This is a genomic window from Microbulbifer sp. MCCC 1A16149, assembly GCF_050368945.1.
Classification (GTDB): domain Bacteria; phylum Pseudomonadota; class Gammaproteobacteria; order Pseudomonadales; family Cellvibrionaceae; genus Microbulbifer.
Window position 1 is genome coordinate 663347 of record NZ_CP185959.1, and the last position, 17139, is coordinate 680485.

Consider the following 17139-nt stretch of genomic DNA (forward strand, 5'->3'; position numbering starts at 1 on the left):
ATCCACCCACAATGACGAGAGATGTTATGAAGTTTTTGAAACATTGGGCTGCCGCCAGCGCACTGGTTGCCGCCAGTGGCGCATTCGCCGCAGACACGGAGACCACCATCTTTATGGCCGGTGACTCCACGATGTCCATCAAAGAAATCAAGGACTACCCGGAAACCGGCTGGGGTGTTCCCTTCGCGGTGTTCTTTGCCGACGGCATCAAGGTGGAAAACCGTGCCATGAATGGCCGCAGCACGCGCACCTTTATCGAGGAAGGGCGCTGGAAAGGCATCATGGACGAGCTGCAGGCCGACGATTACGTGATCATCCAGTTCGGCCACAACGATGAATCCGAGAGCAAGAAAGACCGCTACACCACGCCGGCGCAGTACAAGGCGAACCTGGCCCGTTTCATCAACGATGTGCGCGAGGCCGGCGCCGAGCCGATTCTGATGTCACCGATCACCCGTCGCTACTTCGACGGCGATAACAAGATCAAGCATACCCACCCCTACGCACCGCTGGTGCGGGAAGTGGCCAAGCAGGAGAAAGTCGAGTTCATCGATATGGAAGTGGTGACCCGGGAATACTTCCAGGCCATGGGCGATCGTGACTCCGCGCTGCGCTTTATGCACATCGCACCGGGCCTGCACCCCAACTATCCGGTGGGGGTGCGCGACGACACCCATCTGAACCACATGGGCGCACGGGAAGTGGCGCAGTTGGTACTGGCGGAACTGCGCAAGCGCGAGCACCCGCTGACCAAGCACCTGCGCACCCCGGATCCGAAGCATTTAGCGCTCAAGTATTGATCTGGCGCTCAAATACTGAAACTAGCGTAAGTGATGAGAAGGGGCGGGCAGATGAAGTGCTCGCCCCGGCCCCAGACCCGGTTGCAGGTCTATGGCCGCAGCGGGGCGATCAGGGACGCAGCAGGTTGGACAGGCGGGCGTTGGGCTTGCCGGCCTTGCGGAAGATCAGCGCAATCTTGCCGATCTCCTGCACCAGCTCGGATTTGCTCTGTGCGCACAGTTCGGTGATCAGCTCGCGGCGCGCATCGCGGTCATTGACCGCCAGTTTGACCTTGATCAGCTCGTGATCCTCCAGTGCGCGGTTCAATTCTTCCAGCACACCTTCGGTCAGTCCCTTGTCGGCAACGGTGACGATTGGCTTGAGGCTGTGGCCGCGTGCGCGCAAGGCTTTTTTGCGGTCGGCTGTTAAAGGCATACAATACTCCATCCTTAAATTTAACCCATACTCGGGTATCTTCTGCGCGTGCGCGGACAACCCCAGAAATTAGTGATGTATTGTAACTGATGGCCCGATCAAAGAGCAGCCACCGCTGGCTGCGTGAACATTTTAACGACCACTACGTCAAACAGTCCCAGAAAGAGGGCTACCGCTCGCGCGCGTCCTATAAACTGCAGGAGCTGCAGGACAAGGACCGCCTGATCAAACCGGGCATGACGGTGGTAGATCTTGGCGCTGCACCCGGGGGCTGGTCCCAGGTGGCGGCAGAACTGGTCGGCCACAAAGGCCGGGTTCTTGCATCGGACATACTGCCGATGGATGCCCTGGCCGGTGTGGATTTCGTCCAGGGCGACTTCACCGAGGAGGAAGTCTTCAACGAGCTGCTGGAAAAGCTCGGGGAAGATCGCGCCGACCTTGTGATTTCCGATATGGCCCCCAATATGAGTGGAGTGCGCGCTGTGGATCAGCCGGCCTCCATGTATCTGGTGGAGCTGGCGGTAGATATGGCGCGGCAGGTCCTGAAACCCGGCGGCGGATTTGTTGCCAAAGTGTTCCAGGGCGAAGGATTTGATGAGCTGATCCGCGATCTGCGCAGTCAGTATCAAACCCTCGTTACCCGCAAACCCGGTGCATCCCGTCCCCGCTCCCGTGAAGTCTACCTTGTAGCCAAGGGCTTCAAGGGCTGAGCCGGCACCGGATCCGCCGGTTTGGGTCAGTGCGCCCAGTGTGGTAAAAGTGAAGCAGTAAAAGCGCTAACGGGCCCTATAGAGGGCCACTTTTGTGCCCGGATGACCGGGACGACAGATATACGATTTTCGCCGCCTATACTGGGTGGAATGGAATTACCGGCTAAGGCAATAGCCAAGGCGAAGGCAAGAGGGCATACCCTTTGAATGATATGGCAAAGAATCTGGTGTTGTGGCTGATCATCGCGGCTGTACTGCTGATGGTCTTTCAGAACTTCAAGCCGCAATCCCGGGACGAGTCCCTCAGCTATTCCGAGTTTGTGCAGGACGTGCAGGCCGGTCAGGTGAAAAATGCGCTGGTTGACGGCCTGGTGATTACCGGCGAAAAAGCCGATGGCAGTCGCTTCAAGACCATTCAGCCGCAGATCATCGACGACGAGCTCACCAATGAGCTGGTGCGCAGTGGCGTCAAGTTCAACGGCCGCGAGCCGGAATCCCCCAGTATCTGGCAGCAGCTGCTGGTGGCGAGCTTCCCGATCCTGATCATCATCGCTGTGTTCATGTTCTTCATGCGCCAGATGCAGGGCGGTGCCGGCGGCCGTTCCGGCCCCATGGCCTTCGGCAAGAGCAAGGCGCGTCTGTTAGGCGAAGACCAGATCAAAACCACCTTCGCCGATGTGGCGGGCGTGGATGAAGCCAAGGAAGACGTACAGGAGCTGGTGGAGTTCCTGCGCGACCCATCCAAATTCCAGCGCCTCGGCGGTGCCATTCCCCGCGGCGTACTGATGGCGGGCCCTCCCGGTACCGGTAAAACCCTGCTGGCCAAGGCCATTGCCGGTGAAGCCAAGGTACCCTTCTTCTCCATTTCCGGTTCCGACTTCGTGGAAATGTTCGTGGGTGTGGGTGCCTCCCGGGTGCGCGACATGTTCGAACAGGCCAAGAAGCAGGCCCCGTGCATCATCTTTATCGACGAGATCGACGCCGTCGGCCGCCACCGTGGCGCCGGTGTAGGCGGTGGTCACGACGAGCGCGAGCAGACACTGAACCAGCTGCTGGTAGAAATGGACGGTTTTGAAGGCAACGAGGGCGTGATCGTCATCGCCGCCACCAACCGCCCGGACGTACTGGACAACGCGCTGCTGCGCCCCGGTCGTTTCGACCGCCAGGTATTCGTCGGCCTGCCGGATATCCGCGGCCGCGAACAGATCCTGAAAGTGCATATGCGCAAGGTGCCGCTGGACGAGAAGGTGGACCCGCAGACCATCGCCCGCGGTACCCCCGGCTTCTCCGGTGCCGACCTCGCCAACCTGGTGAACGAGGCCGCCCTGTTTGCTGCCCGCGCAAACCGTCGCATGGTCACCATGGACGAGTTCGAGCGCGCCCGCGACAAGATCATGATGGGTGCCGAGCGCAAATCCATGGTGATGAACGAGAAAGAAAAGACCAATACCGCGTACCACGAAGCCGGTCACGCCATCATTGGTCGCCTGGTGCCGGAGCACGACCCGGTACACAAGGTCACCATCATTCCCCGCGGCCGCGCTCTTGGGGTGACCCAGTTCCTGCCCGAGGAAGACAAGTACAGCCTGTCCAAGCGCGCCCTGGAATCCCAGCTGTGCTCCCTGTTTGGCGGCCGTATTGCAGAAGAAATGACCCTGGGTATCGATGGTGTTACCACCGGTGCCTCCAACGATATCGAGCGCGCTACCGATATCGCCCGCAACATGGTCACCAAGTGGGGCCTGTCCGAGAAGCTCGGACCGCTGCACTACGGTGAAGATGACAGCGGCCAGCCCGGTCACGGCAATCCGATTTCCGGCAAGACCTCCAACGAGATCGACGAGGAAGTCCGTCGCATCATCGACAGCTGCTACGACCGCGCGCAGAAGCTGCTGGAAGACAACCGGGATATCCTGGAAGCGATGAAAGATGCGCTGATGGAATACGAGACCCTGGATGCAGAGCAGGTGGACGATCTGATGGCTCGCCGCAAGGTGCGCCCGCCCAAGGACTGGCACGACAACGACTACACCGGCGGCGGCCCCGCCGACGATGTGACCGAGGCCGATGAAAAGCCGAAAGACGGCGACACCCCGGTGGGTGGCCCGGTCAACGGCCACTGAGCTGAGCGCTCCGTCGCAGAAGATGCGGTACAAATGGGTGTACAATGCACCCCACGCGAAGCGGGCCACAGGGCCCGCTTTGTTTAACTGCAGTATCTGTCTCCGGCAATTGCCGCCGGCCAGACCCAACCCCGTTCACGAACACGTCCCGATACGCCTATGAAGTTGCTCTGCGGAACCCGCACACTGGATCTTTCCCGTCCCCAGGTCATGGGTATCCTCAATACCACCCCCGATTCCTTTTCCGACGGCGGCAGCTATTACGCCGGCGGCGGGCTGGATATCGACCTGGTATTGCGGCGCGCGGAACAGATCGTCAGCGAGGGCGGTACCATCATCGATATCGGCGGTGAGTCCACCCGTCCCGGTGCCGCGCCGGTTAGCGAGCAGCAGGAGCTGGAGCGCGTGGTGCCGGCGGTAGAGGCCATACTGCAGCGCATGGACGTGGTCATCTCGGTCGATACCAGCACCCCATCGGTGATGCGGGAATCTGCCGCGGTCGGCGCCGGCCTGATCAACGACGTGCGCGCGCTTACCCGCCCCGGTGCGCTGGAAGCAGCGGCGGCCACCGAGCTGCCCGTGTGCGTCATGCATATGCAGGGGCAGCCCGGCACCATGCAGTCCAAGCCCGAGTACACTGATGTGGTGGCGGAAGTGCGCGCTTACCTCGACGCGCGCCTGGAAGCCTGTATTGCCGCGGGTATCCCCCGCGAGCGGGTGATCTACGACCCCGGCTACGGCTTCGGCAAGAACGACGAGCACAACCTGGCCCTGTTGCGCAGCCAGCAACAGCTGGCGCCGCAGGATATTCCGCTGCTGGTGGGCCTGTCGCGCAAGTCCATGATCGGCCGCCTGCTGGACCGCAATGTGGACGAGCGCCTGCCCGGCAGCCTCGCGCTGGCCATGCTGTCCGCCCAGCGCGGAGCGCACATCATCCGTGTGCACGATGTTGCAGCCACCGTGGATGTGCTGAAATTACAGCAGATGGTGGATAACCCCGCGTAGGAGCCTGCCCCGCAGGCGAACCCACCCGGAGGTGAAAACTTGTAGGAGCCTGCCCTGCAGGCGAACCCACCCCACAGCTGTTCGCCTGCAAGGCAGGCTCCTACAGGGCACCGTGAAGGTTAAAATTAGCGATTGAACTCAAGAAGTAAGACTGAGATGACAAGAAAATATTTCGGCACCGATGGAATCCGCGGTCATGTAGGCGAGGGCGCCATCACCCCAGACTTCATGCTGCGCCTCGGCTATGCCGCCGGCAAGGTCCTTGGTGCCAACGGCAGCGGCCGCAAGCGCATCCTGATCGGCAAGGACACCCGCGTTTCCGGCTACATGTTCGAAGCCGCGCTGGAAGCGGGCCTGATCAATGCCGGCGTCGATGTCGGCCTGCTGGGCCCCATGCCCACCCCGGCCATCGCCTATCTCACTCGCACCTTCCACGCTCAGGCGGGGATCGTCATCAGCGCCTCGCACAATCCCTACCAGGACAACGGCATCAAGTTCTTCAGTGCCGACGGCAGCAAACTGCCCGATCAGGTGGAAGCCGAGATCGAGGCCGCCCTCGACCTGCCCATGGAAACCGCCAAGGACCTGGGCAAGGCGTGGCGGATCGACGACGCTGTCGGCCGCTATATCGAATTCTGTAAAGCGAGCACTCCCTGGCGCTACTCCCTGCAGGGGCTCAATATCGTGCTCGACTGCGCCAACGGCGCCACCTACCACATCGCGCCCAAGGTGTTCCGCGAGCTGGGGGCAGAGGTACACGCCATCGGCGTGCAGCCGGACGGCCTCAATATCAACCTGGAGTGCGGCTCCACCAAGCCCCAGCAGCTGCAGCAGACCGTGGTCGAGCGCGGCGCGGATCTCGGTATCGCCTTCGATGGCGACGGCGACCGGGTCATGTTTGTGGACAGGCACGGCACCCTGATCGACGGCGACCAGCTGCTGTTCCTGATCGCCATCCACCGCCAGCAGTTCCTCGGTGGCTGCAGCGGCGTAGTGGGCACCCAGATGAGTAACTACGGCTTCGAGCTAGCGCTCAAGGATCGCGCCATCCCCTTTGCCCGCGCCAAGGTCGGGGACCGCTACGTACTGGAGAAGATGTATAAGAACGGCTGGACCCTGGGTGGGGAATCCTCCGGCCACATTGTGTGCACGGATGTGACCACCACCGGTGACGGCATCATTTCTGCTTTGCAGGTACTGCGTGCGGTGAGCGACTTCGGCGAGTCCCTGGACCAGCTCAGCCGCAAAATGGAGATGCTGCCCCAGCACATGATCAATGTGCGCCTCGCCAGCCGCGACGGCGTGCTCGAGCACAGCGATGTACAGGACGCCGTGGCCCAGGTGGAAGCCAAACTGGCGAACAGCGGCCGTGTATTATTGCGCCCGTCGGGCACCGAACCCCTGATCCGGGTCATGGTTGAGGGGAAAGACCCGGAGACCGTCAAACAGCTGGCCGGCGAGATCGCCAAGGTCGTGGAGCGGGTGGGCAACGCCTGATCCCGTCCGCCGCTCGTACCCGAACCGGGCAGGGCGGCGGAAGCCATTGAAAAATCAATAAATATCCGAAAACGCTGGTTGTATGTTACCGGCAATACCGCTAAGATTTGCGCCCCTTGGAGGAGCACCCATGCGTAAAACCCTGGTAGCTGCCAACTGGAAAATGCACGGCACCAAAGCATTTGCCGAGCAATTGTTGGCCGAGCTGAACAGCGGACTTGAGTCCGGCGAGTGCTCTGCACAGGTGGTGATCTGTCCGCCGTTCCCGTATCTGGGTAGCGTTGCAGACAGCATCGGCCAGGCCGCCCTCGGCGCGCAGAACCTCAGCGAGCAGGCGTCCGGTGCGTTCACCGGTGAAGTCTCCGCGGAGATGTTGGTCGATTGCGGCGTACGCTACGTTATCGTAGGTCACTCAGAGCGTCGCAGCCTGTATGGCGAAAGCAGTGAGCTGGTTGCAGCCAAGTTTGCTGCCGCCAAGGCCGCAGGCCTGACCCCGATCCTCTGCGTAGGCGAAAGCCTCGAAGAGCGGGAAGCCGGCAATACCCTGCAAGTGGTTGCCGAACAGATTCAGGCAGTAAGCGCCCTGGACCTGCCGGATACCTGGCAGAATGCCGTCGTCGCCTACGAGCCCGTATGGGCCATCGGCACCGGCAAAACCGCCAGTCCGGAGCAGGCGCAGGAAGTGCATCAGTTTATTCGCCAGCAACTGGGCGAAGCCGGTGCAGAGACGCAGATCCTCTACGGAGGCAGCGTCAAAGCGGCCAACGCCGCAGAGCTGTTTGCCAAGGCGGATATTGATGGCGCGCTGGTAGGCGGTGCCTCATTGAAGGCAGACGAATTTATCAAAATCTGCTGCGCAGCTGACTAAGTAGCGCGACAGGTTAAAATTTTTTGAGCAAGGGCTGACGCCCGGTAGCAGGTTTTCTGGACAATGGAAAAACTGGTTTTAATCGTTCACATCCTGACTGCGCTGAGCATCATCGGCCTGATTTTGCTGCAGCAGGGCAAGGGTGCGGAAGCGGGTGCCTCCTTTGGCGCAGGCGCCTCCAACACCGTATTTGGCAGCCAGGGCAGCGGAAATTTCTTTTCCCGCTTGACTGCAATTATGGCGACGGTATTCTTCGTCACCAGCTTCGGCCTGGCCATCCTCGCCAGCCGCGATGAAGCACCGGCAGCCGACGGTATACCGCAGGTTCCTGCAGCAGTAGAATCCCGCGAACCGGCAGCGACCGAAGGCGACATCCCTGAGATTCAGGAGCAAGCCCCGGCCGCAGACGACCTGCCCGCAGTAGAAGAAGCCCCTCAGGCTGAACTGCCGGAAGCAGGTGAAGAAGCAGAAACTGAGGAGCAGCCTCAGTAAGCCGAAAGGCTAAATCAAAAACTGTAAAGTTTTTGCCCAGGTGGTGGAATTGGTAGACACGCTATCTTGAGGGGGTAGTGAGCTATGCTCGTGCGGGTTCAAGTCCCGCCCTGGGCACCACATCAAAGTCTTTGGCCTGTGTCCTTCAGGTTAGAGCGACCCGAAAAGCCCCGCAATGCGGGGCTTTTTTGTTTCTGACTACTATTTAGCCAAAGCGCTCGTCTCTTCTGGGTTTCGCCTTTACATTGCTCTCCCGTTAGTTGTCTGCGTATTAGTCCGCTACACATCTTTTTTCGCAAAGGTTCAACTCCAGACGAGATGTGATTAATATCACATCTTAGTGTGTATAGATAATGATGGCGCCATACGATTTCCATGCCCCCTGCGATTCAGCGTTCACTCAAAGAGGGGGCTTTTGAAGAACATATGGCGAATACACGCCGATCCTGTTTGTAGGTTCCGAGAGCTTAGAGCTCCTTTGCCTCTTTCGTCTGACGTTGGCGGATCTGCGGAGAACCCGACGCTAAAAGTATCTAACAGGCAGAGTGCCCTCCATATCTCGTCATATCAGCTTCAATTTGGGATGAGCTGGTGCCGAGATGTAAGGCCCTCTGAGCTACAGAGAGATTTCCGATCAAATCTTAAAGGAATTGTATGGCGCAAGAAGTGGAAGTCAGTTCTGTATCACGGCAAGAAATAGCACTGCGGTTGCCAAAATTGACTATCGAAGACGGGGTTTGGCCCAACCCTAACGACAAGTTGGATCGCAGAGCAGAGATCGAGAACCTAACTCCTGTTTTACTCAATGCTCAAGCTCCATTGGTACTTGGGTTAGAGGCCCCCTGGGGCGGGGGGAAGAGTACATTTATTAGGCTTTGGCAACAATTCCTCACATGTAACGGGTATGTCTCTTTGAGCCTAAATGTATGGGAAAGCGATTTTTGCGATGATCCTTTACTACCGCTCCTTTCAGTACTAGACGATTGGTTGTCTGAGCAGCGTGAAGAAGGGGCGGCTGGAAAAGCGTGGCAGAAAGCTAAAAAATTGGCTCCTTGCCTAATTAGAGCTAGTGCTGTAGCCGCTGTAAAAGCTGGAACATTTGGGGCGCTGGACTTCGACAAGGCAGTCGAAGGTGCAATTGCATCATCGGCTGGTGAGGTGACAGGGAATATTGTCGACTCTTTCAAGAGTAAAGAAAGCACCTTGCGGGCTTTTAAAGATTTACTTACATCGGCACTAGAAGCACTTCCAGGTGAGCAGCCAAACCTGATTATCTTTATTGACGAACTTGACCGTTGTCGCCCGAGCTATGCCATCGAATTACTTGAACGAATCAAGCACCTTTTTGATATAGATCGGCTTGTCTTTGTGCTTGCGATCAATCGGGAGCAGCTGGGAATGAGCTTGCAGGGAGTTTATGGCTCCAACTTTGATGGTGAAAACTATCTTCGGCGGTTTGTTGATCTTGATTACCAACTGAGAGTGCCGAGTGTTAGAGGGTATGTAGAGGCTCAGCTATCCCTGCCCGATATTCAGCAGCGCTTTGAAGGCAATCAATCTTTACAGAAGGAATTTAACTGGCTGATTGAGACTTTTGTTTGGCTTAGCGAACGCTTTAATTATCAACTCCGGGCAATAAACCAGCTGATCTTGCGGCTTCGACTAATTATTCGTTCTATTCCAGATAAACACTCATTGACGCCCCAAATTCTAACGGCGCTACTTGTGTTGAGGGATGCAAACCCGACTCTCTATGTGAGATTCCGTAGTGACCTGCGGTGTGTTAACGAAGTAATCATGTATTTACTAGGGCGGAAGTATGATGAGGGTGTCTTTTCTAAAGCTTTTCCCGTGGTTGCTGGTATCTTGGTCGGTGCACTTAGCGAAGAGGATGGGTATAACCATGAGCTGTTCCGATACTGGTGCGATCTTAGGGATAGATTTGAGCAGCAAGACGAACGCTACAAAGTGGCTGAGCGCATAAGAACTATTGCTGCGCGGGAAGACGGCTGGGATGGAGCTAAGTTGATACAGTTAGTTTTTAATCGAGTTGAGCTAGTTGAAAAGATTAACGCCACAGTGTGACATTTACACTGATATTGTAGTGACTACAAGTAAATTGAGCACATTGGGGGTGGATATGAAAACGATTATTTTCGCAAGTATCGTAAGATGTGAGGGAATATGGCCGTAAAACACGGAATCTGGAAGATCGGTAGTCAACCACAACCTCTGCAACCTGCCTTGCTTGAAAATGAACTGTTACTGGAAGAGCAGATCCAGAAGGATATTTCCATCCTCAACCCCAGCTGGATGTTGATTGGTCGTCAGGTCTACACTGACTACGGCAAGTATATCGACCTCATAGCCATTGATGCCTCTGGCTCCATTATCGTGATCGAACTCAAGAAACACCGCACCCCCCGCGATGTAGTAGCACAGGTGATCGACTACGCCTCCTGGGTCGAGCACTTACCCACAGAAAAAATCAGCCAAATCTACAGCGAATTCGCCAGCAAGTACGACTTGGAGGAGTGCTCCTTCGACAGCGCTTTCAAGGCACGTTTCGGTGTTTTGCCGTCGGACGACGACGTCAACAGCTCCCACCAGATGGTGATCGTCGCTGCCGAACTGGATGCCAGCACCGAGCGCATCATCAACTACCTGAACGACAAGGCCAGCGTTGCCGTCAATGCGGTCTTCTTCACCGTATTTCGCGATGGCGACAGCCAGTACCTCAGCCGTGCCTGGATGATCGACCCGGTAGAAACCGAAGAGCACGCGGTCAACGTGGGCCAGAAGAACGAGTGGAACGGCGAGTTCTACTGCAATTACGGCGCCGCGCCCGGCGGCCGCAGCTGGCAGGACGCGGTGGAGTACGGTTTCATCGCTGCCGGCGGTGGCCGCTGGTACAACAAAACCCTGTTCACCCTCAAGCCCGGAAATCGCCTCTGGGTGCTGATCCCCGGCAAAGGCTACGTCGGCGTAGCCGAAGTTACCGGCCATCCGATCATCGTCGATGAATTCCTGGCTGAGCGCCCCGACTATCAGGGTAAATACTGCATGGTCGAGGAGTTTGGCGAAGATGATGCCGACTACTGTGTACCGGTCAAATGGCTGTACAAAGCAGACGAAACCAACGCCGTTAATGAAGTCGGTCTGTTCGGCAACCAGAACACCATTGCCCGCCCCAGAACGCCGAAGTGGGAGCACACAGTGAAACGGCTGCGGGAAATTTGGGGTATCACCAGTCCGTGAAGCTTGCCTGCAGTGGAATACCATTGTTTGGCCGTCAGGTGGTGTTAGATAGGCGGGGTGAGAATGTCGCCAGAGAATAAAACAGATTACCGTGGGCTACGGATTTGAGAGATAGACCTATGTCAGAGCAGGAAACGCAAACAGTCGCCATTCATTCTGCACTTGTTGAAAAGATTAATTTCGCCTGCCACCAGAGCGCTTTTGCGGTGTTGCGGGAACTGAAAATCGAGAATCTTAACGAAGAGCAGGATTTATCGAATCTTAAGGTAACACTGGAGGCCTCGCCGGAATTCCTGAAGCGCAAGACCTGGAAGCTAGACAAGCTCGCAGCCGGTGGCCTGCTCTCAATGAAAGACCGCGATCTGGAGTTGGACGGCGGCTTTCTGTTCGCACTCACCGAGTCGATGCGCGGCACCGTCACTATTCGCGTCAGCTGTGGGGGAGAAATTCTCGCGGAACAGGTCACCAAGGTAGAGTTGCTGGCTTGTAACGAGTGGGGCGGAGCTGGTTATATGCCCGAACTACTGGCAGCATTCAGTACACCAAATGATGCTGCTGTAGACCGCCTACTGGGGCAGGCCAGCCAGATCCTGCGAAAAGCCGGCAAGCCTGATGCCATCGATGGCTATAAATCGTTGAGCCGGGAGCGGGTGTGGTTGATAGCCTCGGCGATTTACTCCGCCATCGTCAAAATGCAGCTTGCCTATGCGCTGCCGCCGTCCAGTTTTGAGCGCAATGGGCAGAAAATTCGATTGCCGAGCCAGATTGAAACGGCCAAGGTCGCGACTTGTCTGGATACCACTTTGCTATTCGCCGCGGCGCTTGAGCAGGCGGGGCTCAACCCGCTTGTAGTGTTAACGCAAGGGCACGCACTGGTAGGTCTCTGGTTACAACCGGAGGATCTCTCCAGTGTGGTGATCGATGAAGGGGAGATTATCCGCCAGCGCATTCCCCTGAAAGAGTTGATTCTGATTGAAACCACGGCAACAACATCACACCCTGCGTTGCCCTTTTCGAAGGCGGTGGATCTCGGTCTGCAAGCGGTAACACTGGAAAAAGACCAGGACTTTGTTGCTGCAATCGATATTCGGCGTGCTCGCGGACACCGAATAAACCCGGTCAGCCTTAAAACCACGCCTTCGGTCACTGCGGCAGGAGAGGGCGCCGATTCCTCGGTCGAACCCGGCCTGGAAGACGCGCCCAACCTACCATCCTATACCGTTACCGAAGGGGAAGAGGAAGCTGAGAATACGCTCAAAGGTCGCCTCGACCGCTGGCAGCGCAAATTGCTGGATTTATCGGCACGCAATCCACTATTAAACCACAAACCCGGCAAAACCAGCCTCACTTTTGTCTGCGGAGATCCGGGGGCACTCGAAGATGTCCTAGCAACCGGTGCCCGTCTTTCGATTGCCCCTTTCCCCAAGTTTCAGTCACAGGACCAGGACAGCGAGATTTATCGTCAGCGTACCGGTCAGGATCTGAAAGTCGAATACGCGCGAGATGCGCTCGCTAAGAAACAAATGTTGGTCGATCTTACCCAGGAAGAACTGGATAAGCGCGCCGTCGAAATTTACCGTAAAGCGCAGACGTCCCTGAAAGAAGGGGGCTCAAACACCCTGTTTCTGGCGATCGGATTCCTGTTCTGGAAGCAGCGAGAAAAGGATGATCGCCGCTACCGCGCGCCATTGATTCTGTTACCGGTAACCATCGAGCGGAAATCCGTCCGTAGCGGTGTGAAGATCGTAGCCAGTGATGACGAGCCCAGATTTAACACCACACTGCTGGAGATGCTGAAGAAAGACTTTGGTATCGAAATTAAGGGATTGCACGCCGATCTACCTCAGGATAACAGCGGTATTGATGTGGATGGAATCTGGAGCAATGTCCGCCATGCAATCAAGGATGTGCCGGGATTTGAGGTGGTGGAGGATGTGGTACTGGGCCACTTCTCTTTTGCCAAGTATTTGATGTGGAAAGATCTGGTTGATCGGGCCGAAGAACTGAAAATGAGCCCGGTAGTAAAACATCTGCTGGAAACCCCCAGGGACCCCTACGATAGCGATATCCGTTTTGTAGAGCCGGGGGATATTGACAAGGAATATACTCCAGCCGATCTCCTGACTCCGCTACCGGCGGATTCATCGCAAATGTCTGCCGTCGCCACCGCGGATCGCGGTAAAGACTTCGTCATAATCGGACCACCAGGCACTGGTAAAAGCCAGACCATCAGTAATCTCATTGCGCATATGATGGGCAAGGGTAAGCGGGTACTGTTTGTATCTGAGAAGACCGCGGCGCTGGAGGTGGTGCACCGCCGCTTAAAGGATATCGGTCTTGGTCAATTCTGCCTGGAGCTTCATTCCAACAAGGCTAAAAAAGCGGATGTCCTAGAGCAATTGCGCACTTCGTGGAACAGTTTTTCTGAATCCGGGGTGCAAAACTGGCAGGCAGAAGCGGAGCGTTTGAAGTCGCTGCGCGACAGACTGAACCGGGTAGTGAATGCGTTACACAAGCGCCGTCGCAATGGGCTGACTGCACACTACGCCATCGGTATCAAGGTGCGTGACAGCGATCCTGCCGCAAAGGTCAAATTGCACTGGCCCAACGCCGATTTCCACGACGAAAAGCAACTACGGCAATTACGCGATACAGCCGATTTGCTGAGTGTCCAGGCAACAGCGCTCGGCAGTTTGGTTGATCATCCCCTTGGTGCGATCGCCAATTACGACTGGCGGCCGCAATGGCAAGAACAAGTGGTCGCTGTGGCGGGTAGATTGAAAGCCAGCGCGGGTCAGGTTTCGACGAAACTGGCTGAACTGGCGCAGGTTACAGGGCTCAGTCTTTCCAATCTAAATGTAGCCGGACTGGATACCGTTGCGGAGCTCGGTCAAGTTTTATTGGATTCCTACCGTAAGCAATCCGCTTTTGCCCTGGAGCCAGACGCGTCGGATCGGTTGGATGCGCTGGAAGAGGCCGTGGGTCACCTTAAGACCTATATCACGGCACAGTCTCGCTTGAGCTGTAGTTACGCGGCATTGGCATGGAAGAACCTCGATGCCAATGCACTTGAGCAGGCTTGGGGAGAGGCCAAACAATCCTGGTGGCCAAAGAGCTTTTTCGCCAAGCGGAAGGTGCTCAAGCAGATGCGTGAGAATGGAGCGCAGGGTGAACCGGATCCGGATAACGATATTGCCATATTGAAGCAGTTGCGGGAAACCGGTGGCAACATCGATCGGCTAGATGTTGTATTGCAGGGGCTGCGAGCCTGGAACTCCTACGATTCTGATCCCCAGGCGATCACATCACTCAGGCATCTGGGCTCTCGTGCCCGTGTTGCGGTCGGGAAATTAGCAACTGATGCGGTATCGCTCGCAGACATGCGTGGAAAAGTCAGAACCTTGCTTTATGACGGCAATGACTTGCTTGCACCAGAGGCTGCCGTCGGTCGCACCATTGCGGATTATTTGTCTCTGCTCAAGCAGTTTCATAAGATCCGAGAGGAATTTGAGGGGCTAATCGGTAATGCGCTGGAGTTATACCTGCCGGAAGGCCATGGTGGGCTGACGGGCGTTGAACAGTTATGCGTGAACATCGCAAAGCATCACGCCTCTTTGAGAGATTGGTGCGCATGGATGCGGCGACGCTCGGAGGCGCTGGACTGCCAGCTTGGACCTTTGGTTGAAGCGCTTGAACGCGGCCTAGTGCAGCCGGAAGAAGCCGTTGAGGTATTCGAGGCAGCCTATTGTGCTTGGTGGTCCTCGGCCGTAATTGGGGAGGATGACGTACTAAGAACCTTCTCATCACCAGAGCATGAAGCTGCCATCAATAACTTCAAGGCACTGGACGATGAGTTCAGTAATCTGACAGCGCAATATATCGCGGCAAAGCTGGCGGGTCAGATTCCGGATCCAGAGGATATCAAGCGAACTTCCTCCTGGGGCGTATTACGCCATGAGTTGCAAAAGAAAACTCGCCACAAGCCCGTGCGGGAAATGATGGAAACGATTCCGGATGTACTGACCACGCTGGCACCGTGCCTGATGATGTCTCCGCTATCGATAGCGCAGTTCCTGTCTGCCGGTCAGTCCCTATTCGACGTGGTGATCTTTGACGAAGCCTCACAAATTACAGTTTGGGATGCCGTGGGCTCACTGGCACGGGGCAAGCAGGTTATTGTTGCCGGTGACCCCAAACAGATGCCCCCAACCAACTTTTTTGGCCGCGCGGATGATGATCCGGATGGCGATATTGATGCGGAAGGTGATCTTGAAAGTATTTTAGATGAACTGATCGGTGCGAGTATTCCGCAGCGTATCTTGAATCTGCACTATCGATCTCGCCGTGAGAGCCTGATCGCCTTCTCTAACAGTCGTTATTACGACAGTTCATTAATCACTTTCCCTGCGCCGGTGCATCCGGACAAAGGCGTATCTCTGGTAAGGCCTGAGGGCTTTTATGCCCGCGGTAAGGCTCGTCACAATCAGGGCGAAGCCAAGGCAATCGTGGCGGAGATCGTTCGCCGTCTTAAATCCCCGGATAAAAGCGTGCGCTCACTTTCTATTGGCGTGGTGACCTTCAATACTGAACAGCAGAGCCTGATTGAGGATTTACTAGACAAAGCGCGCTCTGACGACCCATCGATTGAGTGGGCGTTCTCGGAAGAGGCTACTCTGGAGCCTGTATTCGTCAAGAACCTGGAAACCGTTCAGGGTGACGAGCGGGATGTTATTTTGTTTAGTATCACCTACGGCCCGGACGAATCGGGCCACGTCACCATGAATTTTGGTCCCCTTAACCGTAATGGCGGTGAGCGCCGTTTAAATGTAGCAATGACGCGCGCGCGGGTTGAAATGATTGTGTTTTCAACTATGCCTCCTGAGCGTATTGATCTCGCCAGAACACAGGCACGTGCGGTTGCTGACCTCAAACATTTCCTCGAGTATGCGGAAAGGGGGGCGTCAGCACTTGGCGCTGCAGTGCATGGATCGCTTGGAGATTTTGAGTCGCCGTTTGAAGTGGCAGTGGCGAGAGCGTTGCAAGACAAAGGGTGGATCGTACATCCACAAATCGGCGTATCCGCTTTTCGTATTGATCTGGGTATTGTGCATCCGGATGAACCGGGTATCTATCTGGCGGGCGTCGAGTGTGATGGCGCTATGTATCACAGTTCAGCTTATGCGAGGGAAAGAGACAAAATTCGCCAGGCAGTTCTTGAAGGATTGGGGTGGACCCTATTCCGGGTTTGGTCAACTGACTGGTGGACTAATCGTGATAAAGCATTGCGGGAACTCGATGAGTATCTGACACGGCACTTAGAAAAAGTACGTGAAGAGAAAAAAGCAAAGAAGGAAGCCTCGAGCGCAGAGCAGGTAGCGGCTGTCGACGAGATTCCCGAAGAGGATCGAAGGCTAACGTCTAGTAAGGTTGGCAATTCGATTATCACCCGTTATACGAAGGCGAGTTTGTCTAGCTTTCCTGTCAATCCGGAAGAGTTCTATCAGCCAACTTACGATGCCCCACTCAGTGATATGGTCAATCACGTGATCGATGTGGAAGGCCCAATACATGAAGAGGTCTTGGTGCGTCGGATAGCTAGAGAGCATGGTTTTCAGCGCGCTGGCCGGCAGATACGAGAAAGAGTTCTAAATTTCGCGGGTAAGTGTCGCAAAAACTCTCACGAGGAAGTTGGCCAATTCTATTGGCCAGAACTAGATGGCGATGCGACTGTGCAGTTTGCACGGACTGACGGCCGTGATGATGACGCTGTCAAACTGGACTATATCTGTACAGAGGAGCTGGCTCTAATTCTCAAGCAATGTGAAGATCGCGGTCAATTTGTCGAGTTTTCTCGCGCATTGGGCATAGGTCGATTGACTCAGCAGATGAGAGCTCGGTTAGAGTCTGTGCGCGGTTAGCCCATTGGATTTAGAGCACTGGAGGCCTTGGTCGGATTTCGGCTTGCGGTAGG

The 17139-nt window shown here is 56.2% G+C and carries 11 protein-coding genes and 1 tRNA gene; 11 read left to right on the forward strand and 1 reads right to left on the reverse strand.

Annotated features, from left to right (window positions below; translation table 11 throughout):
- The first annotated feature begins 26 nt into the window (after positions 1-26).
- Positions 27-800 carry a rhamnogalacturonan acetylesterase gene (locus ACONT6_RS02820; protein WP_428820324.1) on the forward strand — a complete coding sequence of 258 codons (774 nt, stop codon included), beginning with the start codon at positions 27-29 and terminating at the stop codon, positions 798-800.
- A gap of 109 nt (positions 801-909) precedes the next feature.
- Here the strand turns inward: ACONT6_RS02820 and yhbY are convergent, their stop codons facing one another.
- Positions 910-1215 (reverse strand): ribosome assembly RNA-binding protein YhbY, encoded by a 306-nt coding sequence (gene yhbY / locus ACONT6_RS02825; RefSeq protein ID WP_078084329.1) that lies wholly within the window; start codon positions 1213-1215, stop codon positions 910-912.
- A gap of 89 nt (positions 1216-1304) precedes the next feature.
- On the opposite strand from yhbY, the gene rlmE reads away from it, so the two are divergent.
- From rlmE to ACONT6_RS02875, 10 genes are all read left to right on the forward strand, one after another.
- Positions 1305-1925 carry a 23S rRNA (uridine(2552)-2'-O)-methyltransferase RlmE gene (gene rlmE, locus ACONT6_RS02830; protein WP_181254106.1) on the forward strand — a complete coding sequence of 207 codons (621 nt, stop codon included), beginning with the start codon at positions 1305-1307 and terminating at the stop codon, positions 1923-1925.
- Positions 1926-2137: 212 nt separating this feature from the next.
- Positions 2138-4048, forward strand: coding sequence for an ATP-dependent zinc metalloprotease FtsH (gene ftsH, locus ACONT6_RS02835; protein WP_181255434.1), 1911 nt, complete (start codon positions 2138-2140; stop codon positions 4046-4048).
- Between the two features lie 159 nt (positions 4049-4207).
- Entirely contained in the window at positions 4208-5053 is an 846-nt protein-coding gene (gene folP / locus ACONT6_RS02840; RefSeq protein WP_181254105.1) for a dihydropteroate synthase, read from the forward strand.
- A gap of 156 nt (positions 5054-5209) precedes the next feature.
- Positions 5210-6550: a phosphoglucosamine mutase gene (gene glmM / locus ACONT6_RS02845; protein ID WP_428820325.1), complete on the forward strand. Its 1341-nt coding sequence runs from the start codon at positions 5210-5212 to the stop codon at positions 6548-6550.
- 130 nt (positions 6551-6680) lie between these two features.
- On the forward strand, positions 6681-7418 hold the full coding sequence (gene tpiA, locus ACONT6_RS02850; protein ID WP_181254103.1) for a triose-phosphate isomerase: 738 nt from the start codon (positions 6681-6683) through the stop codon (positions 7416-7418).
- Positions 7419-7481: 63 nt separating this feature from the next.
- Positions 7482-7910, forward strand: a complete 429-nt coding sequence (secG, locus tag ACONT6_RS02855; RefSeq protein WP_428820326.1) for a preprotein translocase subunit SecG — start codon at positions 7482-7484, stop codon at positions 7908-7910.
- Between the two features lie 34 nt (positions 7911-7944).
- Positions 7945-8030 (forward strand) — tRNA-Leu (locus ACONT6_RS02860).
- A 534-nt stretch (positions 8031-8564) separates the two neighbouring features.
- On the forward strand, positions 8565-9995 hold the full coding sequence (locus tag ACONT6_RS02865) for a KAP family P-loop NTPase fold protein (protein ID WP_428820327.1): 1431 nt from the start codon (positions 8565-8567) through the stop codon (positions 9993-9995).
- Positions 9996-10094: 99 nt separating this feature from the next.
- A complete protein-coding gene (locus ACONT6_RS02870) occupies positions 10095-11168 on the forward strand; it encodes a hypothetical protein (protein WP_428820328.1) in 1074 nt (357 codons plus the stop codon).
- A 119-nt stretch (positions 11169-11287) separates the two neighbouring features.
- Positions 11288-17086 (forward strand): DUF3320 domain-containing protein, encoded by a 5799-nt coding sequence (locus ACONT6_RS02875; protein ID WP_428820329.1) that lies wholly within the window; start codon positions 11288-11290, stop codon positions 17084-17086.
- The last annotated feature ends 53 nt before the right edge of the window (positions 17087-17139 follow it).